Origin of the sequence: Aequorivita vladivostokensis (genome assembly GCF_000952855.1) — a bacterium.
GTDB classification, from domain to species: domain Bacteria; phylum Bacteroidota; class Bacteroidia; order Flavobacteriales; family Flavobacteriaceae; genus Aequorivita; species Aequorivita vladivostokensis.
Window position 1 is genome coordinate 124,872 of sequence record NZ_JSVU01000004.1, and the last position, 20,687, is coordinate 145,558.

Consider the following 20,687-nt stretch of genomic DNA (forward strand, 5'->3'; position numbering starts at 1 on the left):
CAAAATTAAGCTTTATTTATTACTATTCCATCCGAGAGGCTATATATAAGCATTTTTTCTGAAACCGTGATTCCCATATCCTGTAAGGCATTGGCATAATCCCTCAATTGATCATTATGGTGAATTTTTGGGCTACCTGTTTTATAATCAATTAAAATTGCATTGTTTTCAGTGCTTATATTTATTCTATCCGGTCTCAAAACCAGACCTTCTTTGGTGATTATGCTGCGCTCGTTATGCACACTACCTGTGCCATCAAACAGGTTTTTAAGATCGGGATGTTGGACGATTTGACACACCGTATTTTGCAGATTTTCAAATGTCTCCTTCGGCACTATGGCTCGCTCTTTCAATTCCATTAAAACCCGTTCTGCATCTTCTTGGGTGAATATTTGCGCCATAGTTTCGTGAAGCAGATTTCCGGTAGTGATTGCAGCCATTGTATGTGTTTCCAAGGAAATTTCTTCCGAAGAAACCATTTTTAAACCATGATTCGCTGGACTGCTTGACAGATATAGTGGCTCAATTTGGGAAACAGTTTTTTTCTTCTTTGAAATTTTCTCAGAATCTTTTCCAAATTCATAGATCATTTGGTCGCCATTCCATCTATTTTTATGCTTCAAAAACTCCATGAAAAGATGGTTGTAGGTGGAAGGAACCCCATCCTTCGGCTCTTTGGGCATTTCAGCAAAAACATACAGTTTCTCAACCGCACGGGTTAAGGTCACGTAAAGTAAATTTATATTGTCAAGTTCCAGTTGGCTTCTGTGGCCAAGGTATAGTTGTTCCCCAATCGGGCCGTAGTTTGCTATTTCAGTTTTATAATTTATCTGTCCTTTTTTAAAACCAAAGTCATCATTTTGCAAAGGATACCAGAGCTTGTCATACTTACCATCAAACAACTGAATGTCCGCAAACGGAAAAATAACTACTGGAAATTCGAGCCCCTTGGCTTTGTGGATTGTCATCAATTGCACTGCATTGGTACCTTCCCCGGCAGGAATGGAAGCACTTTCCTTTTTCGTTTCCCAATAGTCCAAAAACGAAATTTTATCTGCTTGGGGCTGCTGCTCAAATTCATAAACCAAATCCATAAACCCAAAAAGATATGCGTCTGCAAGTTCGGCTATTTTGAACTTTTCTATGCAATACTCGAAAGCCTCGTAAAGCGAAACCGAACGCATTGCCGAAAAGTTAAAATCAATGCCATGCTCTTTTAACACTTCGGTAAATTTCTCTTCGGAAATGTTCAAAAATTTCATGAAAAAGGTATGTTTTTCAAGTCGCTCACCCGAAATAGCTTCAGCTAATTGCAAATGATCGTAAAGTAAATCAAGCAATTGAATTTTGGCCTCGTCATTACCAGGGTTTAAACAAAGCTGCAAGGCCGATACAAGCATTTGCACCAAAGTAGAGAACTGCAGGAGCAAGGTTTCCGACGATATTACTGGCACGCCCTGCTCCATTAAAAATGCGCCCAGTGCTATGCCCTCTGCCTTTCTTCTGGTTAAAATGCAAACATCGCCTTCCGTGAAACCTTTCTCCTTTACACTTTGGATGGTTTCTAAAACAAGATTTGCATAAGCAATTTCCTTTTCTGATTTATTCTGTTTCTCAATGAATTCAAACTTAACGTACCCGTCTTTTTTGTCGTTACATTGCTGTTGGTTTCCTTCTTTGTAAAGTTTACTGTGGCTTCCATCGGCAAAATAGGAAGATATAAAGGTGAAAAATTCATTATTGAAATTTATTATCTCGTCGCAGCTACGATAATTGGTTCCCAAAGAGAGCACCTCTTTCTGTCGCTGAAAGGGATTATCAGCGCCGTACAATCCTATAAATTGCTCGGGCAGACCGCCTCGCCACCTATAGATGGACTGCTTGGCATCGCCCACCAACAGGAGACTGCCAGCGCTCGGATTTAATTCCTGCGACAAGGCGTTGTCAATTAGCGGTATCAAATTTTCCCACTGAAGTTTTGAGGTATCCTGAAATTCATCGATAAAAAAATGGCGGTATTTCTCCCCCATCCGCTCATATATGAAGGGGGCCGGCTGGTTTTTAATTTCCTTATTTATAAGCGAATTGAATTCTGAAATTGGAAAAATATTGCGTTCCTGCTTTATCGCCTCTATTTCTTGGCTTACCAGATTTATTACCGAAAGAGGCGTGATATTTCTTAACAAATTTTCAATCAAAAGCATTTCAAATACTAATTCTTTCGTGTGCTGAAAGTTTGTAATGAAATGGGGCGTTAATTCATCAATAATGTCACCAATACCTTTCGAGACCCTTCCCGGATAAAGCGGCTTTTCGCCCATTGTTTCCTGCCACTTTGCACTGAAGTTCAAATCTAACCTTCCACTGGCAAGATTCTGAAAATGTTTGGGCAAATAGCTGCCGCTGAAATCGTCAAACTGCAAACCGCTCTCTTCAATGAGCTGAAGAGTTTGGGAAGCGATCCTTTCAATTTCCGAAATAAGTTTCTTCTTTTGAAGTACTAATTGCTTTTTGAATTGAAGAAAATCTTCCAACGATTTCTGCTTCAGAATCGAAACATGGTCTGAGTCATTCTCGCTGTAGAGCAATTTTGCGGCATTGGTGATATCGCGCGAAATGTCCCATGATTTATCGTCATCGGTTTTTTCCAAAGCAAAATCGAGCAACACCCTTGTAATTTCCTTGTTTTCGCCCGCCTTGCTCAGTAAAAGATCCACAGCTTCGGCCAATAGTTCGGCGGTATCAAGGGTTACCTCAAAGTTTGTGGCCAGTTTTAAATCGCGTGCAAAGGTGCGGATAAGGCGGTGGTTGAATCTATCTATAGTCTCCACACTCAAGGCGGCGTAATTATGGAGTAGATTTTTCAGGATACGTTTGGAGCGCACCTGTATCTCCTTTAGGTCCAGTGCCGTTTCTTCCGAAATATTCAGCATCATAGGCGATGGATCGTGAAGGCTATTTTCCTCTGAAAAATTCACTAAACTCTGCACTATACGCTGCTTCATTTCGGCAACGGCTTTATTGGTAAATGTAATGGCTAGCAAATGCTTGAAATAGTCATCACTATTGGCAGAAATTATCTGCTTAAGATATTCCTTAACGAGGGTAAAGGTTTTTCCGCTTCCGGCCGCGGCATCATAAATTAAAAAGGAGGGTTCGGTTTTCAATTAATTCACATTTTGCACTAAAATAGTGTTTTTGAAGCTTTCAAATCAAATTAATCTATGGTGAAATAGAAATCTTATAAAAGCTATAACACTTTCGGCCCACTATTATGTTTAAATTTGAGGGAATTTAGTAATAACCAATAAAAAACAATATAATTATGTCTTTTGAACTACCGAAATTACCGTATGCATTTGATGCCCTGGAACCGCACATAGACGCAAAAACCATGGAGATACACCACGACAAGCACCACCAAGGTTATACCGATAAATTGAACGATGCCATCAAGGGCACCGATAAGGAAGGAAAAACAATTGAAAATATTTTGACCAATCTGGATATGGATAATAAAGCCGTCCGTAATAATGGAGGCGGATTTTACAACCACAGCCTTTTTTGGAAGGTAATGTCGCCAAACGGCGGTGGCAAACCTTCTGGAGATCTGGCAAAAGCGATTGATGATGCTTTTGGAAGTTTCGATGCATTTAAAGAGAAATTTTCTGAAGCAGCAAAAACACAATTTGGTTCCGGTTGGGCCTGGCTTTGCGTACACAAGGGAGGTAAACTGGAAATCTGCTCTACACCAAACCAGGACAACCCATTAATGCCAGGCGTAGGCTGCGGCGGAACGCCAATCTTAGGATTGGATGTTTGGGAACACGCCTATTACCTAAAGTATCAAAATAAGCGTCCTGATTATGTTGGTGCGTTTTGGAATGTAATTAACTGGGAAGAAGTTTCTTCTAATTATGCGAAGAATAAGTAAATTCAAGTAATAAATTATATCGAATCCGCAGTTTCATTTTTGAACTGCGGATTTTTTTATGCGAAATAATTGACCTTGGGTAAAAAAGGAAACGAAGACCGCTCGACACAAGTTGAGATTTGGGTACAAAAAAGGCAAACTAGCGTCCGGAAAAAGAAAAACGGCTCGCAATAAAATTCTGAACTTAAGAAACTGCAAGCTGATGGCTCGCCACCCCGTTGAGATTTGGGTATAAAAAAAGGCAAACGAGTGTCTCGGGGGGAAGGGGAAACGGCTCGCTTTGAATTTCCGAAACATAGAATGAAAATACGGAACTGCTCGCCACCCCGAAGATTTGGGACATAAAAAAAGGCAAACAAGTGTCTGCCTTTTTTTGCCCCAAATCTACCATGAACTTAACCTACTTATGCTAATGGTATGTTCAAATATAGGTCAATAATACATTCAGAATTATGCTTTTAGATGAATTGCCAATATTTTCGTTAAAAAACATATTTTGACATATTCCAGCTAAAATTACCTCATTAAAACTAAGATTTTAACAACCCCATCGCTTCGGCTAAGCGAGAAATTTTCGATGTACAGATGTCCTTGTTTAAGAAATTGAATTATTTTTCCAAAAGTCGGGGGAAGAAATTATTAGTTAGAATTGGTATAGAGAAAATTATGAAGACATGTAAAGGGCTTATATGAAAATAGGCAGACCTAAGCCTGCCTATTTTGCCCCAAATCTTACCATAGACCTAACCTACTTACGCCTTATGGTAAGTTCAAATATAATTCAAGTTTAAGCAGTAAAACAGTGTTAATCAACAATTTCGATTAAGTGAATTAGCTTTCCGATAAACGGCAATGGGCCTATTAAATTTTGGGAAATTTTAATATGCCCGTTCGGGATTGCCCTCGTAAAAGTTAATGTATGCCCTATTCACAACCCTATTCCCACCTGCTGTTGGGTAATTTCCGGTAAAATACCAATCGCCCAGATTTTTTGGACATGCCTTATGAAGATCATCAACAGACTGAAAAATCAGTTTTACTTTAGCCTTAATATCCTCATCGCTTATTATTTCGGCAATTTTATCAGAAATCTCCTCGTCGGTGAAAGGTGCATATAATTTCTTGACATGATTGATAACTGAAACGTCCTCCATTTCAACTTGCTCTTTACATTTATGGTAAATCTCCTCCACAATTGCGTAAGTGCCGCGATCTTTATGAAGTTCCAAAGCCGCTTGGAAAGCAACCAAATGTTCCAACCGTGCCATATCGATTCCATAACAGTCCGGATAACGAATTTGGGGCGCCGAAGAAACCACGACAATCTGCTTCGGGTGTAGCCTGTCCAGCATTTTTAAGATACTCTTTTTTAGCGTTGTTCCGCGAACGATGCTATCGTCTATAATTACCAAGTTATCATCTGGTTTTACTACGCCGTAGGTAACGTCATAAACGTGGGCCACCAAATCGTCGCGGCTGCTATCGTCCGTAATGAAGGTTCTTAATTTTACGTCCTTTATCGCAATTTTCTCGGTGCGTATTTTGTGCGCCTGTATCTGCTGAAGGCGTTCGGGAGTCAAACTTTCCTTTTCTTTCAGGATAGCCTCGTTCTTCTGTTTGTTAAGCTCGTCCTGTGCGGCTTCCAGCATTCCGTAGAAGGAAGTTTCTGCCGTATTCGGTATAAAGGAAAATACTGAGTTTTCGGTATCGTATTTTATGGCTTCCAAAATTTTCGGCATTATCAGTTTTCCGAGCATTTTACGTTCCTGATAGATTTCTGCATCGCTTCCGCGGGAAAAATAAATGCGTTCAAAAGAACAGGATCTGCGCTCCAAAGGTGCAAGTATTTCAGAAAGTTTCATGCTTCCATCCTTTTCAATGATGATGGCATTGCCAGGTTCCAGTTCTTTCACTTCTTCAAAGGGAACATTAAAGACAGTCTGGATTGCCGGCCGTTCGGAAGCTACCACGATAACCTCTTCATCCTGATAATAATACGCAGGACGGATTCCCGCAGGATCGCGAAGCACAAAGGCGTCTCCATGCCCCAAAAGACCTGCCATGGCGTATCCTCCATCCCAATTGGAAGCAGACTTCCGAAGAATTTTGGCGACGTTTAAGTTTTCGGCAATATAGGGCGAAGCCTCCTGCTTGTTCATTCCCTTGGCTTTCGCCTTTTTATATAATTTTCTTACGGCATCATCCAGAAAATGACCTATACGTTCCATTACCGTAACGGTATCTGCCTTTTCCTTTGGGTGCATCCCGAGCTTTATGAGGTTGTCAAAAAGCTCGTTGGTATTGGTCATGTTGAAATTTCCCGCAATAATTAAATTTCGGTGCATCCAATTGTTCTGGCGCAGAAAGGGATGGACATTTTCCACACTATTTATTCCGAAGGTACCGTACCGCACGTGGCCGAGGAACAATTCACCTATATATGGAATATTTTTTTTCTGGGCGGCAACATCATCTTTATATTCGGGATGGTTCTTAAATTCAAGATTTATACGCTCGTTAATCTGTGCAAAAATATCCTGAATGGGCTGCGCGGCATTGGACCGAACACGACTTATGTAGCGCTCTCCGGGGTTTACGTCCAGTTTAATGCTGGCAAAACCTGCACCGTCCTGTCCGCGGTTGTGCTGTTTCTCCATCATCAAATACATTTTGTTTACCCCGTAAAAAGCCGTTCCGTATTTTTCCTTGTAATATTCCAAGGGTTTCAACAGTCTTACCAGTGCAATTCCACATTCGTGTTTTAACGCGTCGCTCATTTGTGAAGTTAATAGTTAATGGTTAAAAGTTATTAAGTCTGTGTTTATTTGGATGCTAACTTTTTCTCAAAATAAAATTACAAAAAACGCCCTGTAATTTCAGGGCGCGTATTTAGGTTAATTTGATGTCAAACTGTGTTAAGCTCTTAAATTGCTGTATGCGTTGATGCACTTCGGAATTTGTTAGATTCAGCAACCTTTCGGGGCCAAATTTTTCAACACAAAACGAAGCCAAGGCCGAGCCGTTGATAACCGCATTTTTCATATTATCATAACTATAATCGCCTGTTCTTGCCAAATAACCGGTAAACCCGCCTGCAAAGGTATCGCCGGCGCCCGTTGGGTCAAAAACTTCCCGCAATGGCATGGCAGGAGCGAAGAATACATCGTCATCATCAAAAAGTAACGCCCCGTGTTCGCCCTTTTTTATCACTACATAATTGGGGCCCATTTCCCTAATTTTCTGAGCTGCCTTTACCAATGAATATTCGCCAGAAAGTTGTCTTGCTTCTTCGTCGTTGATAGTAACTACATCTACTTTGGCGATAACCTGCATTAATTCGTTTAAGGCACTGTCCATCCAAAAATTCATCGTGTCCAGCACAATTAACTTCGGTGCATCCATCTGCTCAATAACTCCCAATTGGACGAGCGGATGTAGGTTTCCTAACATAACCACCTCTGCGTCGCGATATTTCTGGGGAACTTGTGGGTTGAAATCGGCAAGCACGTTCAAATCGGTTATCAAGGTGTCGCGGGTATTCATATCGTTGTGATATTTTCCACTCCAGAAGAAGGTTTTTCCATCCTCCACGACCTCAAGGCCTGTAATATCCATCCCGTTTTCTTCGAGCATTTTAAGGTCTTCCTTTGGAAAGTCGCCACCAACGATTGAAACTATTGCTCCATCAACTTTAAATTGGGAAGCTGCCAAACCTATATAGGTAGCGGCGCCGCCAAGGATTTTATCGGTTTTTCCGAAGGGAGTTTCAATAGCATCAAAAGCTACGGTACCAACGATTACGAGTTTGCTCATAAAGGGATTTTTAAAGAGGGTGCAAATTTAATCAAATTAATTATAAAAGGATGAGCTTTTAACAGCTTTGAAAGAATCTTATTGCAGGTTTCACTTCCGTCCAAAATCCGCAGGAATCTCTCCCCAGGCCTTGGTTTCCCATTTTATGATTTTAGTACCGTATTTGTTGGTTTTTAGCCAGTTTTCGGCGCGGGCAACCAATTCAAATAATGCTTTATTTTTCGCGGTACGCTTTAGCTTTGTGTTGCATTTTTTCTTTTTTACCCAGCCCATCGCAATGCGCGAATCGCTGTAAATAATTCGGTCGCTGTTGTTTTTCTTTAAAAAAGCCAAACCGTGTACAAGTGCCAAAAACTCCCCGATATTATTGGTACCCTGCTGAAATGGCCCTTGGTGGAAAAGTTGTTTTCGGGTTTGCGTATCCACGCCGCGGTATTCCATTTTTCCGGGGTTGCCGCTAGATGCTGCATCAACGGCGATGGAATACAGGTTGGGTTCGCCTATTTTTTCAAGCTGTTCCTTTGAGAGTGTTTTCTTTACCGTCTTTCCCTTATAGTCGGCGTATTCTTTATTGAAGGCTTTTTTGGCTTCCTCAAAGGTTTCAAAACTTTTGTATTGCGCGCCCTTTACGCCTTGAATGCTGCGTTTGCACTCCTCCCAACTGCCAAAAATACCAGCGGGATTCCCGAACCACACTACATAAAATTTCTGCTTTTTAGCCATTGCGAAGTACTTCTTCAATTATTTTCGGAAACCATTCGTATTCCAAAATATGCACCTTTTCAGCAACCGTTTCGGGGGTTTCATTTTTTGAAAGGGTCACTTTTTTCTGTGAAATAATTGCGCCTTCATCATAATTTTCATTCACATAATGAATGGTTATACCGGTTTCAGCTTCTTTATTATTGATAACTGCTTCGTGCACATAATTGCCGTACATTCCCTTACCGCCGTATTTTGGAAGCAATGCCGGGTGAATATTGATTACCTTATTCGGAAATTCCTTCAGAATAATTTCAGGAAATTTTAGCAGAAAACCAGCTAATACTATTATATCTGGCTCCACTTCTTTCAAAATTTCTAAAACGCCGTTTTCAAAAAACAATTCTTCCTTTGTAAAAGAAACTGTATTTACGCCAAGCCTTTCGGCACGTTCCAAAACCTTGGCATCCTTCTTGTTTGAAAGCACGCGAACGACTTCGGCAAACTGGGTTCGTTGAAAGTATTTAATAATGTTCTCGGCATTGGTACCGCTGCCCGACGCAAAAATTACAATCCGCTTCTTCATTCCCGTTTCCAAAAGTTTTTCCCGAAGTAAAAATTAACAAATAAAACACAAAAGTACAGTAATAGGGTTTTACTTCGCCCAAAATTGTTTAAATTGGTTTAATCTTTCGATTATATTTTATAATATTGGGAAGATTGAATGCGCCAAGTAATTTTTAGAAATTAAGAAAAATTAAACCAACGCGCATTTCTCCATTTTGGTTACAATGTGAAAATTCAAAAATATCAAATCCACATTTTTAACATTAAATGGTGTTTTCAATTAAAATATTTTATTTTTGCCACTTATAATTAAATTTAAAAATCAAGAATTATGTCAGACATTGCATCACGAGTAAAAGCGATTATCGTAGACAAATTAGGTGTAGACGAAAACGAAGTTGTAAACGAAGCGAGCTTCACTAACGACTTAGGAGCAGACTCCCTAGATACGGTAGAGCTTATCATGGAATTCGAAAAAGAATTTGATATCCAGATTCCAGACGACCAGGCCGAGAACATTGCCACTGTTGGTCAAGCAATTTCCTATATAGAAGCAGCAAAATAAGAATTCTTCTATGGAATTAAAGCGAGTTGTAGTTACAGGCCTTGGTGCCCTTACCCCTATTGGCAACAATATTGAAGAATATTGGGATGGCCTCGTTAATGGGAAAAGCGGCTGTGCGCCCATAACTTATTTTGATACCGAAAAGTTCAAAACAAAATTCGCTTGCGAATTGAAGAATTTCAACGCAGAAGATCATTTTGATAGGAAAGAGGCCCGAAAACTGGACCGTTTTGCCCAATACGCTCTTGTATCTTCAGACGAAGCTATAATTGACGCAGGAATAAACCTCGATGAGATAGACAAATTCCGCGTGGGTGTAATCTGGGGTGCCGGAATAGGTGGGCTGGAGACCTTTCAGGATGAAGTAATAAACTTTGCAGAAGGGGATGGAACGCCACGTTTCAACCCCTTCTTTATTCCAAAAATGATTGCGGATATTGCGCCCGGAAATATATCCATAAAGCACGGTTTTATGGGGCCCAACTATACCACGGTCTCTGCCTGTGCCTCCTCTGCCAATGCAATGATAGATGCGCTAAACTACATACGTTTGGGCCATTGCGATATTATTGTAACCGGTGGAAGTGAAGCGGCTGTAACCATAGCAGGTATGGGCGGTTTTAACGCTATGCACGCCCTATCAACCCGCAACGATAGTCCAGAAACGGCTTCGCGTCCTTTTGACGCTACCCGCGATGGTTTTGTTTTGGGCGAGGGAGCAGGAGCACTTATCCTTGAGGAATACGAACATGCAAAAAAGCGTGGCGCAAAAATTTATGCCGAAGTTGTGGGCGGTGGCATGAGCAGCGATGCTTACCATATGACGGCGCCGCATCCTGACGGAATTGGCGTAGAGCGTGTAATGTTGAACACCCTGCGCGATGCCAATATGAGCCCGAACGAAGTGGATGCCATAAACACCCACGGAACCTCAACCCCACTTGGCGATGTTGCCGAACTGAAAGCGATTGTAAATGTTTTTGGCGAACATGCCAAGGATATAAATATCAATTCAACAAAATCCATGACCGGACACCTTTTGGGCGCTGCCGGTGCTATTGAAGCCATTGCCTCTATTTTGGCAATGAAACACGGGATTGTTCCACCTACCATTAACCATACTACGGTAGATGAAAACATAGATCCTTCCTTAAACCTTACCCTTAACAAAGCTCAAAAACGCGACATCAAAGTGGCCATGAGCAATACCTTTGGATTTGGCGGGCACAATGCTTGTGTGCTCTTTAAAAAACTTGATGCCTAAAACAATTAATGGCCTCCATTAAAAACATATTTTCTTCCCGTGCAGATAAAAACGGGGAATTTTTCAATTCCCTAAAAAAAATATTGGGGTTCAAGCCTAAAGACCTATCCATTTACGAAACCGCTTTTACCCACCGCTCCACCAACGAAAAAAACAACAGCGGCCAGCCCCAGAATTACGAAAGACTCGAATTTTTGGGCGATGCCATGCTCGGTGCCGTGATTGCAGCACATTTGTTTAAAAAAGTACCGGGAGGCAACGAAGGCTATCTAACCAAAATGCGCAGCAAAGTGGTGAGCAGAGAGCATTTGAATGAATTGGGGCGCGATCTAAACCTAATCAAATTTCTAAAAACCACCATTCCCATGCAGCAATTCAGCGGCAATATTTATGGGAATGTTTTTGAGGCCTTGGTGGGAGCCATTTATTTGGACCGCGGTTTTAAGTATTGTGAAAAGTTCATTCAAAAAAGGGTCATAAAACCGTATGTGGACATCAAAAAACTGGAAGGAAAGGTAATCAGCTACAAAAGCCTTTTTATTGAATGGTGCCAAAAACACAAAAAACAATTCAATTTTGAAGTTTATGAAGACAATGGCAAAGACGAATTGAAACATTTTGCGGTGCGCCTTAAACTGGAAGACGAAACAATCACAAAAGCTCGCGCAACCTCCAAAAAGAAAGCCGAGGAACGCGCCGCCAAAAGAGCTTTTTACAAACTTCAGATAAAGGTTGATTCAGAGAAGCCTTGAAACCAAAGTTATTTTTCTATCAAATTTTCCAATACTGCCTAAGTTAGTTAGCTAATACATCCAAAGTTGCCTATTTTTGTAAGGAATCCAAAAATAGCTTCCATAGCATCAACAGCATCAACAGCATCAAAAAAATATGGCAACCCACAAATTAATTTTTGATGAAGATTTTGAGGAGCCCTTTACTCTAATTGCAATCCATTGCAGCGAGGAGGCCTATAAATTGGCCTATTTAATGAACCGGCACCTCAACTTCCGGTTAAAAAGGCGCCATATAGATTTAGATTTTTCAACAGAGGGCCTGCTTATCACCTTTCCGCTGTATGATTTTGATGACGTGCATAAATACACCCGATTCTCATTAGTGGCCAATAAATGCAAGTCGGTAGATGCAGGGCTGCAAAGTTCGGGAGGATTATTTGCTGAAATGTTTTCGGAAAAGGCAACCGTTCATTACCTGCTGCCCGAATTAAAAAAAGTAGATTACTTTCTGAAAATTTATTCCGACTTTGCCAGTGTGCCGCTGCGCAAATTCCTTTCAGAAATTAACGATATAAAACAGGTCATTTCTGCCTATACCATAGAAATGGACGCCATAAAATCAAAAAACAATTTAATTTTCGATTAAATGTCAAATCAAAAAAGAACAAAAATAGTAGCCACTCTTGGCCCCGCGACTTCCGATATCGAAACGCTAAAGCATATGATCCTGGAAGGCGTAGACGTTTTTAGGGTAAATTTTTCGCACGCAGATTACGACACGGTTAAAAAAAACATCCAGAACATAAGGAAGCTTTCTGAAGAGCTGGATATACACGTAGCCATTCTTGGCGATTTGCAAGGGCCCAAACTAAGGGTGGGAATGATGAAGGAAGAAGTTATAGTGCAACCCGGCGACCAGCTACTGTTCTGCACAGGCGAAGAATTTCTCGGAAACCGCGAACGCGTCTATATGAACTATGACAACTTTCCGCGCGATGTAAATCCCGGCGAACGGGTGCTTTTGGACGACGGCAAGCTTATTTTTGAAGTGCTGGAAACCAATAGGGAAAACGAGGTAAAAGTAATGGTTATACAGGGCGGGCCGCTGCGCTCCAAAAAAGGTGTAAACCTTCCCAACACCAATATCTCCCTTCCCGCGCTTACCGCAAAAGATAAAGAGGATGCCATTTTTGCCATTGAGCAGCAAGTAGATTGGATGGCGCTCTCCTTCGTACGCCACGCCGAGGATTTAAAGGAACTACAGGCCCTGATTGAAGCCCATTCCGAATATAAAATCCCAATTATCGCAAAGATTGAAAAGCCCGAGGCGGTCGAAAATATCGATAGGATCATAGCCTACTGCGACGGTCTGATGGTAGCCCGTGGCGACCTGGGCGTAGAAGTGCCCGCCGAGGAAGTGCCCCTCATTCAAAAAGAATTGGTGCTTACCGCAAAGCGCGCCCGCATTCCCGTAATCATCGCCACCCAAATGATGGAGACGATGATAACTTCGCTTACGCCCACCCGCGCCGAGGTTAATGATGTAGCAAACAGTGTTATGGACGGCGCCGATGCCGTTATGCTCTCCGGCGAAACTTCCGTGGGCAATTATCCCGTGGCCGTGATTAAAACAATGGCGAAAATCTTAAAAAGCGTGGAAAATTCTGAATTGATACGCGTGCCCCAAGAGCCACCGCAAATTAAGACCAACCGTTACATTACCAAATCCATCTGCTATCACGCCGCCCATATGGCAAACGAAATTGAGGCACAGGCCATCTGCACCCTTACCAACAGTGGTTATACCGCTTTCCAGATTTCGGCCTGGCGGCCTTCCGCTTTTATTCTGGCCTTTACCAGCAACAAGCGCATTCTGGCCCGCTTAAACTTATTATGGGGTGTAAAAGCCTTCTATTACGATAAATATGTAAGTACAGATGAAACCGTGGACGATGTAAACCGCATTGCCTGTGAAAAAGGTTATGTGCACAAAGGCGACTATCTAATCAACTTAGCGGCTATGCCCATTGTGGACAAGGGAATGGTAAATACTTTAAGGGTGTCGCAGGTGAAATAAATTACTTTAAATTACTTTGACAAAGTTTTAAACTTTGTCAAAGTTGTTTCAAAGTTGTTTCAAAGTTGTTCCTAAAGCAGTCTATTCCTTTATAAGTTTCTGTACGGTTTCCCCGCTGTCGGTTGCCACCCATAAAAAGTATATCCCACTTTCAAGGCCGGAAACATCCACCTCCCTAATATCCCCAAGTAGTTTAATAACCTCCTTCCCCAATACATCAAATAGTGTGGCACCCACAAGGGTTTCAGTAGTTGTTTCTATATAGACCGTAGCTTTTGTGGGGTTTGGATAGATAGAGACCATTGCCTTTGCGTTTTCCGCTATCCCCATAATCGTCTGGTTCTCATACCAAGCAATTTTATCATCGTTCTGTGAAGAGCCAACTACGTCCATATCGCCGTCATTATCTATATCTGCCGCCAGTACCGATCTGGGCGATTGTACCTCCGTGCTAATAGTTTGCTTATCACTATAAGTACCTGCTCCATCTAGATTCTCAAACCATACCACTTCCCCACCAAACGTCTCAACCCCCGTAGCCAACACGTCCATATCACCATCATTATCCAGATCAGCTGCATACACTGCAAAAGCATGGGGCAGAGAAACGGTTATTACGTTTTTAGGGCCAAAATTTCCCAATCCATCTATATTTTCCTGCCATGCCACTTCATTATCCCCGTTAGACGCTGAAAAAACATCCATATCGCCATCCCCATCGGCATCGGCAACAAAAATCATATTGGCATATACCGTAAAATCACGAATTATTTTAAGAGCGCTAAAAGTACCCAGACCATCAAGATTTTCATACCACGCAAGTCCCGAAACGTCAGAGGCCGAGATAACGTCATTATCACCATCCCCATCCACATCTACAGCTATCGCAGAAAATGCGCCATCAGCATTTCCGGTAATTATCCTTTGTGTACCAAAACTTCCCAGCCCATCCAGATTCTCGTACCAAAGAACTCTATCAGCAGACGCGGCGGTCGTAATAACATCAAAATCTCCATCACCGTCTAAATCCGCTGCGGTTATTGAATAACTCTGGTCAAATAAATTCGTCGCAATAATATTCGGAATTCCAAAATTGCCTTCTCCATCCAAATTCTCAAACCAAGCAATATTAAAATTTCCTGTTCTACACGCAACTACGATGTCCTTGTCTCCGTCTCCATCAATATCCACGGCATCCGCATCTCTTGCCGTTTCGGCTTCAGTACTTATTATTTGTTGGGGGCCAAATTGTGAGTAAGAATTTGAAAATAGAGAAATGAATAGAATAAAAAGTATAATTTTCATTGTAAATTGTTTATCTAAAAAAACAGCTCCCGAAAAATTCAGAAGCTGTCTTGAAGAAATATGAGTTAATTTTCCTTAAATATTACGTTTTCTTCCGTAGATCCATCATAATAATCCTTTTTAATATTATAAAGACCCGGATTTAGCTCATCAATTAACACGGGATTGTTTATCCCTATCGAATCTTTGGGCGTTATGGTTACGTTCCCATTAATAACCCCGTCGTTAAATCTTATTACACTTCCGCTTTTAGGGTTAATATTATCGTTGTCATAACACCGGCGCACACGCGTCGCTTCGCACATAGGAATATCTATATAGATAGCAGTGTGATTGGGATGGGTAATAAGATTATAATTGGTTTCGTACTTATCAATGGATAATACTACATGGTTAGTATAGGAAAATGAAATGTCGTTATAATCAGAGGGCAACGGACAATCGCAACTACATTCATAAAATTTATAGTTAAACCCGGGTTGAAATAGAGGGAGCGTAGGCATTGAAGGGCCTCCTCGGAATGCACAAAATAGAAGTAGGCTATTCATAATTTCAAAGATTTGGGTTAATAAATTAGTTATATGAAAATATAGTAGATTAAATGTAGGCGAATTATTTGTAGGAAACAAAAATTATTTTACCATCCATCCTAAAACCATTTATAATAATATAATTTATTTTTTATCTTTATCAAAAGCAACCAAAAACCCATTCACAAACCCTTAAATCCCAACACCATGACAGACAAACAGGAAAACAAAAGGAGCATGTACATAGCAGTACAAAACGTATGCAATGAAAATAGCGATGTATGGAGCGCTATGCCTGCCTTTACCACGGCGTTTAATGAATTTGAAACCATCCTCGCACAAATAGATGCCCAAAGCCAGATACAAAAAGGGAGCACCACCGGGATTACCCAAAACAAACAAAAGGAAGAAGACGAAATGATCCAGGCCACCGTAGAGATAGCCGCAGCCGTCTATGCCTATGCCTCACAAAGTGGCGACAATGAGTTAAGAAACAAAGTAAACTACAGCCCAAGCGCCCTTGGCGAATTGCGCGACACTGTTTTAAAAGACGTTTGCCAGAGCATCCACGACCAGGCAAATAACATAATTACACAACTGGCAGATTACGGCAAAACCCCACAAGACCTCACCCAGCTTCAAAGCGAAATAGACGACTTTACCGCCATCATTGCCAAACCCCGCACCGCCATAGGCACCCGCGCAACCGCCACCACCCGCCTTGTGGAGCTGTTCAGCCAGGCAGACGCCATCCTCAAAAACCAAATAGACAAGCTAATGGTAACCTATCAAAACTCCCGCGCCGAGTTCTATAATAAATATCAAAACTCCCGCACCATCGTCGATCTCGGCACAAGAAAAAACCCAGAAACACCCCCACAACCATAGCCCCTCCATAAAACTCCCCACCACCTTTAACAAAGTTCAAAATAAAACTCCCCACCACTTTGACAAAGTTCAAAACTTTGTCAAAGTTGATTTTAAAGTTGGTCCTAAAAAAATACATTCGTGAATTCGTGGTAAAAACCCACCCCAAGAAAAAACAATCATAAACCACCGCCAAAAATCCTCCTTAGCGCCCTCCGTCCCCACCACTTTTACAAAGTTCAAAACTTTGTCAAAGTTGGTTCTAAAAAAATACATTCGTGAATTCGTGGTAAAAACCCACCCTAAAAAACATCCGTTGATAGGCAATAAAAAGCCACAGCCAGTAACCTTCCAACACCCACCAGCCCCATTCCAGAAACCACAAGAACCAATTCGGAAACAAGAAGATTCAATTCCGAAACCGCCAACCCCAATTCCGAGACCGCCAGACCCTATTTGGAAGAAAAAAGACCCAATTATTCCACCGCAGCCTGTAATTCTGGCAGATGAAGATACAATTCCGAACCAAAAACCTGTAATTCTGTCATTGAAAGATGCATTTCGGAGACCGCCACACCCAATTCAGGGACCGCCCAACTCTCTTTCAAAAAATCCAGCCTAATCCGCCACCTCCACCTTCTCAAGTTTCATCCCCTCCGCGGCCTCGGTAATGGTTACGGTATAGCCGAACCCAGTGGTTTTATAATTATACACAATTTTCTGAAGCTCATTGTCGGTGCGCGCAATCTGTAGCTCGCTTAAAAAAACCCCCTGCTTTTTATCATTGTTCTGCTGCGTCTCGCTATTGGCTCCCTTCTGGTTGGGGAATGCAAATGTCTTCGGAATATCAAAAAGCTGTTGCGCCGTAAAAAACGCCTCATGCCATTTATCCGTGGGCAGCACCAAGGTTTCGGTCTTGCTAGGCTTGCTCGCCGTCCCGCCCGTAGCTTCAGAATAATCCACCTTCGGAAAATCCTTCTTCAATTCCTCGGCATAATGCTTTGCCGAAGCATTTTCCCCGGGAGGAAAAAACTTCGAAAGAAAACCGTTAAACGCAAACCCTTTTTGGTTGTTGAATTCCACCTCGTCCATCGCGCCGTCAATCCCGCCCACGTTCATCGTGGTTTTTCCCTCGGCATTCACGATTTTCACTTTTGTCCCCAAGGGCATTACGGCAAGTTTCGCGCTTTGCAGATTGGGGAATTCGCGCAATGTCAGCCCGCTAACGGCTGTAACGTACATAGCATCCGGCGCAGTTTCCGCAGGAATGCTATCGGTGGCAACAGTCTGGGTTTCTTCGTTGGTTTTGGCATCGTTCTTACAGGAAAAAAGAAAAGTGAACCCTGCAAGGGCAAGAAGGGAAAAAGCTACGGTTTTCATAAGCTGAAGTTTAAAATTAGTTTAAAGATACGTAGCTTTCTATCATATTTAAAATTTTGGTTTAGGGTCCTACCTAAATCCCAATTTAAAAGGGGTTTAGCTCCCTCCCTTTGGGAGGGGTTAGGCGTGGGCTTAAAACTCAAGTTTCAATTGCACATCTATGGATTCCGTAGCCACCTCCATTTTCTTTGGGGTACCGTTGTTTAGGTGCGAAATGGAAATTCCCAACAACCGTACCGATTCCTTCATCCGTTCTTGAAATAACAATTCTTTAACCACTTCCATAATCCCTTCCTTGGAATTTATAAAATTAGCAAGGGTCTTGCTGCGGGTCTGTATGGTAAAATCGCGGTACTTTATTTTAAGCGTTACCGTTTTTCCCGCAAGCCGTTTCGATTTTAATCGATTTTCCACTTCCACGGCTATTTCCTCAAGCCTTTCGAGCATAAATATTTCAGAGGAAATATTTTCTGAAAAGGTATGTTCTGCAGCAAGCGATTTTTGCGTACGTGTCGGCTTCACTTTGCTTTTATGGATTCCGCGAACCACGTTGTAATAGAAACTACCGCTTTTCCCGAAATGTTCCTCCAAAAATTCCAGCGACTTCCCCTTCAAATCCCTTCCCGTAAAAATGCCCAAACGGTACATTTTCTCCTTGGTAACCTTTCCCACCCCGTAAAATTTCTTTACGTCAAGCGTTTCCAGAAACGGCTCCACCTCCTCGGGGCCGAGCGTCTTTTGTCCATTGGGTTTGTTGATGTCGCTGGCAATTTTCGCTACAAATTTATTGATAGAAATTCCCGCAGAGGCATTCAGGCCCGTAACTTCCTTTATTCTCTTTCGAATCTCTTCCGCAATCATCGTCGCGCTGGGGTTGCCCTTTTTGTTTTCGGTTACGTCCAGATAAGCCTCGTCCAGCGAAAGCGGCTCCACCAAATCTGTATATTCATAAAATATCTTCCGTATTTGTTTTGAAACTTCCCGGTATCTGTCAAAATTGGTCCGCACAAAAATAAGTTCGGGGCAAAGCTTGCGTGCCATCGCCCCGCTCATGGCGCTGCGCACCCCAAACTTGCGCGCCTCATAACTTGCCGCCGCCACCACCCCACGTTTTTCGCTACCCCCAACCGCTAAAGGCTTTCCGCGCAATTCGGGATGGTCCAACTGCTCCACGGAGGCGTAAAATGCGTCCATGTCTATGTGTATTATTTTGCGGATTGGCATTTCGGTCAGCATTCGGTAAATTTAATATCTTTAGGGTAACCAAAACCCAACAGGTTTAAAAAACCTGTTAGGTTTATACTTTCTTATGAAAAAAACAGCAATAATTTTAGGCGCCACGGGCTTGACGGGAAGTATCCTGCTCAAAAAACTTTTAAAAGACCCCGCTTTTGAAAAGATAATACTTTTCTCGCGCAGGTCCGCAGAAGAAAATTCCCCAAAAATCAAGGAACATTTGATAGATATGTTCCAACTGGAAAAACATTCCGAAGCCTTTAAGGCAAATGTAGTTCTCTGTTGTATCGGCACCACAAAAGCCAAAACGCCCGATAAAGAAACTTATAAAAAGATAGATTACGGCATACCCATTACCGCCGCAAGGCTTACAAAACAAAACGGGATTGAAACGTTTATCGTAATTTCAGCAATGGGCGCAGACGAAAACAGCAGTATTTTTTACAATAAGACAAAGGGCGAAATGCAGCGCGATGTTTTAAAACAGCAAATCAAAAACACCTACATTTTGCAACCGTCCCTCATTGCGGGCGATAGGGATGAAAACCGTTTGGGTGAAAAAATAGCAACCTTTTTTATGAAAATCTTCGGGTTTTTGATGCCGAAAAAATACAAAATGATAAAGGCCGACACTATTGCCGAAGCGATGCAAGTTTTGGAAAAACAAGGGTTTTCAAAAAAACAAATCACATCTAACGAAATCAAACAAATAGCCCAAAATGCAGGAAATAGAACGTAAATTTTTGGTCACTTCCGGAGCTTTTAAAAATGAGGCGCACAAACGTACGCGTATCGTTCAAGGGTTTTTAAACACAAATCCGGAACGCACCGTGCGCATCCGCATTCAGGGAAACGATGGGTTTTTAACTGTTAAGGGGAAATCGAACCAATCCGGCCTTTCCCGCTTTGAGTGGGAAAAACAAATTTCACTCGCAGAAGCAGAAGAACTGCTTCACCTTTGCGAACCGGGCATTATTGAAAAAACGCGCTACGAAATAGCCAACGGTGACCATACTTTTGAAGTGGATGATTTTAAAGGGGAAAACGAAGGATTGATCATTGCAGAAATAGAACTCGGTTCCGAAACCGAACCCTTTTCAAAGCCCGAATGGCTGGGAAAGGAAGTTACAGGCGATGTGAAATATTACAATTCAAATTTGAGTAAAAATCCTTTTAAAACTTGGAAAAATGAAAACTAAACTACTATTGATAATTTTAGGAATCACACTTTTTAGCTGTGAAACCAAAATTGAGAAAGAATACATCACCGAGCCTTGCCCAGAGGAAGAGAAAATTCCAATGGCGCAGCTGAAAGAGGAACTTACTCAAAAAGGCTTTCAAACCTTCGATTATGTTGATGAAAAATCGGGCGACACTATTTTGATGCAACAATATTTCATCGCATTCTTGAAAAAAGGATCAACGCGTTCGCAAACCAAAGAAGAAGCAGATAGCCTTCAAAAGTTACATTTGGCGCATTTGGGTAGGATGTATGAAGAAGGTTTTGCAGATATTTCGGGCCCGTTTGGCGATGATGGCGATATTCGCGGTATCACCATTTATAACGTTCCCACCCAAAAAATGGCGGACAGTTTGGCCAATATGGACCCGATGGTAAAAGCGGGCAGATTGGAAATTGAAATCCACCCGTGGTGGGCGGCAAAGGGGTTTCCGTTGCGATAAAAAAAATCTGCCTTGAAAAAAAGTTTCAAG

20 protein-coding genes are annotated in these 20,687 nt (G+C 41.8%); 11 read left to right on the top strand and 9 right to left on the bottom strand.

The genetic code is table 11. The annotated features are described in order from the left end of the window. Positions 1-5: 5 nt before the first annotated feature. Positions 6-3,167, bottom strand: a complete 3,162-nt coding sequence (locus MB09_RS07545; RefSeq protein ID WP_045080295.1) for a UvrD-helicase domain-containing protein — start codon at positions 3,165-3,167, stop codon at positions 6-8. A 158-nt stretch (positions 3,168-3,325) separates the two neighbouring features. On the opposite strand from MB09_RS07545, the gene MB09_RS07550 reads away from it, so the two are divergent. Further along, complete coding sequence (locus MB09_RS07550; protein WP_045080296.1) at positions 3,326-3,934, top strand: superoxide dismutase; 609 nt, start codon at positions 3,326-3,328, stop codon at positions 3,932-3,934. A gap of 878 nt (positions 3,935-4,812) precedes the next feature. Here MB09_RS07550 and MB09_RS07560 read toward each other — a convergent pair. From MB09_RS07560 to purN, 4 genes are all read right to left on the bottom strand, one after another. Continuing rightward, positions 4,813-6,711 (bottom strand): amidophosphoribosyltransferase, encoded by a 1,899-nt coding sequence (locus tag MB09_RS07560; protein WP_045080298.1) that lies wholly within the window; start codon positions 6,709-6,711, stop codon positions 4,813-4,815. Positions 6,712-6,823: 112 nt separating this feature from the next. After that, positions 6,824-7,747 (bottom strand): PfkB family carbohydrate kinase, encoded by a 924-nt coding sequence (locus MB09_RS07565; protein WP_045080299.1) that lies wholly within the window; start codon positions 7,745-7,747, stop codon positions 6,824-6,826. A 90-nt stretch (positions 7,748-7,837) separates the two neighbouring features. Further along, positions 7,838-8,470 carry a ribonuclease H1 domain-containing protein gene (locus tag MB09_RS07570; RefSeq protein WP_045080300.1) on the bottom strand — a complete coding sequence of 211 codons (633 nt, stop codon included), beginning with the start codon at positions 8,468-8,470 and terminating at the stop codon, positions 7,838-7,840. Continuing rightward, positions 8,463-9,035, bottom strand: a complete 573-nt coding sequence (gene purN / locus MB09_RS07575; RefSeq protein WP_045080301.1) for a phosphoribosylglycinamide formyltransferase — start codon at positions 9,033-9,035, stop codon at positions 8,463-8,465. The genes MB09_RS07570 and purN overlap by 8 nt, the downstream gene beginning before the upstream one ends. Before the next feature lie 312 nt (positions 9,036-9,347). Between purN and MB09_RS07580 the strand changes: the two genes are divergently transcribed. The 5 genes from MB09_RS07580 (at position 9,348) to pyk (ending at position 13,656) form a co-directional block, all read left to right on the top strand. Next, a complete protein-coding gene (locus MB09_RS07580; protein ID WP_014781833.1) occupies positions 9,348-9,581 on the top strand; it encodes an acyl carrier protein in 234 nt (77 codons plus the stop codon). 10 nt (positions 9,582-9,591) lie between these two features. Next, the gene (fabF, locus tag MB09_RS07585) at positions 9,592-10,845 is read left to right on the top strand and encodes a beta-ketoacyl-ACP synthase II (protein WP_045080302.1); all 1,254 of its coding nucleotides are present in this window, start codon (positions 9,592-9,594) and stop codon (positions 10,843-10,845) included. Positions 10,846-10,853: 8 nt separating this feature from the next. Further along, positions 10,854-11,597: a ribonuclease III gene (gene rnc / locus MB09_RS07590; protein ID WP_045080303.1), complete on the top strand. Its 744-nt coding sequence runs from the start codon at positions 10,854-10,856 to the stop codon at positions 11,595-11,597. A 136-nt stretch (positions 11,598-11,733) separates the two neighbouring features. Further along, a complete protein-coding gene (locus MB09_RS07595; RefSeq protein WP_045080304.1) occupies positions 11,734-12,225 on the top strand; it encodes an IPExxxVDY family protein in 492 nt (163 codons plus the stop codon). After that, positions 12,226-13,656, top strand: a complete 1,431-nt coding sequence (gene pyk, locus MB09_RS07600) for a pyruvate kinase (protein ID WP_045080305.1) — start codon at positions 12,226-12,228, stop codon at positions 13,654-13,656. It abuts the gene before it with no gap. An 81-nt stretch (positions 13,657-13,737) separates the two neighbouring features. Here pyk and MB09_RS07605 read toward each other — a convergent pair whose 3' ends face one another. Beyond that, positions 13,738-14,961: a T9SS type A sorting domain-containing protein gene (locus MB09_RS07605; protein WP_045080306.1), complete on the bottom strand. Its 1,224-nt coding sequence runs from the start codon at positions 14,959-14,961 to the stop codon at positions 13,738-13,740. Between the two features lie 65 nt (positions 14,962-15,026). Then, positions 15,027-15,509 carry a hypothetical protein gene (locus MB09_RS07610; RefSeq protein ID WP_131459854.1) on the bottom strand — a complete coding sequence of 161 codons (483 nt, stop codon included), beginning with the start codon at positions 15,507-15,509 and terminating at the stop codon, positions 15,027-15,029. A 219-nt stretch (positions 15,510-15,728) separates the two neighbouring features. Here MB09_RS07610 and MB09_RS07615 point away from each other — a divergent pair, with 219 nt between their 5' ends. Both MB09_RS07615 and MB09_RS07625 read left to right on the top strand, forming a co-directional pair. Beyond that, positions 15,729-16,379 (top strand): hypothetical protein, encoded by a 651-nt coding sequence (locus MB09_RS07615; RefSeq protein WP_131459856.1) that lies wholly within the window; start codon positions 15,729-15,731, stop codon positions 16,377-16,379. A 226-nt stretch (positions 16,380-16,605) separates the two neighbouring features. After that, entirely contained in the window at positions 16,606-16,980 is a 375-nt protein-coding gene (locus tag MB09_RS07625) for a hypothetical protein (protein ID WP_131459858.1), read from the top strand. Here the strand turns inward: MB09_RS07625 and MB09_RS07630 are convergent. Further along, on the bottom strand, positions 16,977-17,738 hold the full coding sequence (locus MB09_RS07630) for an SH3 domain-containing protein (RefSeq protein ID WP_045080311.1): 762 nt from the start codon (positions 17,736-17,738) through the stop codon (positions 16,977-16,979). The two genes, MB09_RS07625 and MB09_RS07630, sit on opposite strands and share 4 nt — an antisense overlap. Before the next feature lie 132 nt (positions 17,739-17,870). Further along, complete coding sequence (dinB, locus tag MB09_RS07635) at positions 17,871-18,974, bottom strand: DNA polymerase IV (protein WP_045080312.1); 1,104 nt, start codon at positions 18,972-18,974, stop codon at positions 17,871-17,873. A 73-nt stretch (positions 18,975-19,047) separates the two neighbouring features. Between dinB and MB09_RS07640 the strand changes: the two genes are divergently transcribed. The 3 genes from MB09_RS07640 to MB09_RS07650 are packed head-to-tail and all read left to right on the top strand — an operon-like array spanning position 19,048 to position 20,657. Then, the gene (locus tag MB09_RS07640; protein ID WP_045080313.1) at positions 19,048-19,713 is read left to right on the top strand and encodes an NAD(P)H-binding protein; all 666 of its coding nucleotides are present in this window, start codon (positions 19,048-19,050) and stop codon (positions 19,711-19,713) included. Beyond that, a complete protein-coding gene (locus MB09_RS07645) occupies positions 19,694-20,173 on the top strand; it encodes a CYTH domain-containing protein (protein WP_045080314.1) in 480 nt (159 codons plus the stop codon). Before MB09_RS07640 ends, MB09_RS07645 begins: the two co-directional genes overlap by 20 nt. Next, on the top strand, positions 20,163-20,657 hold the full coding sequence (locus tag MB09_RS07650; protein ID WP_045080315.1) for a YciI family protein: 495 nt from the start codon (positions 20,163-20,165) through the stop codon (positions 20,655-20,657). Before MB09_RS07645 ends, MB09_RS07650 begins: the two co-directional genes overlap by 11 nt. Positions 20,658-20,687: the final 30 nt, after the last annotated feature.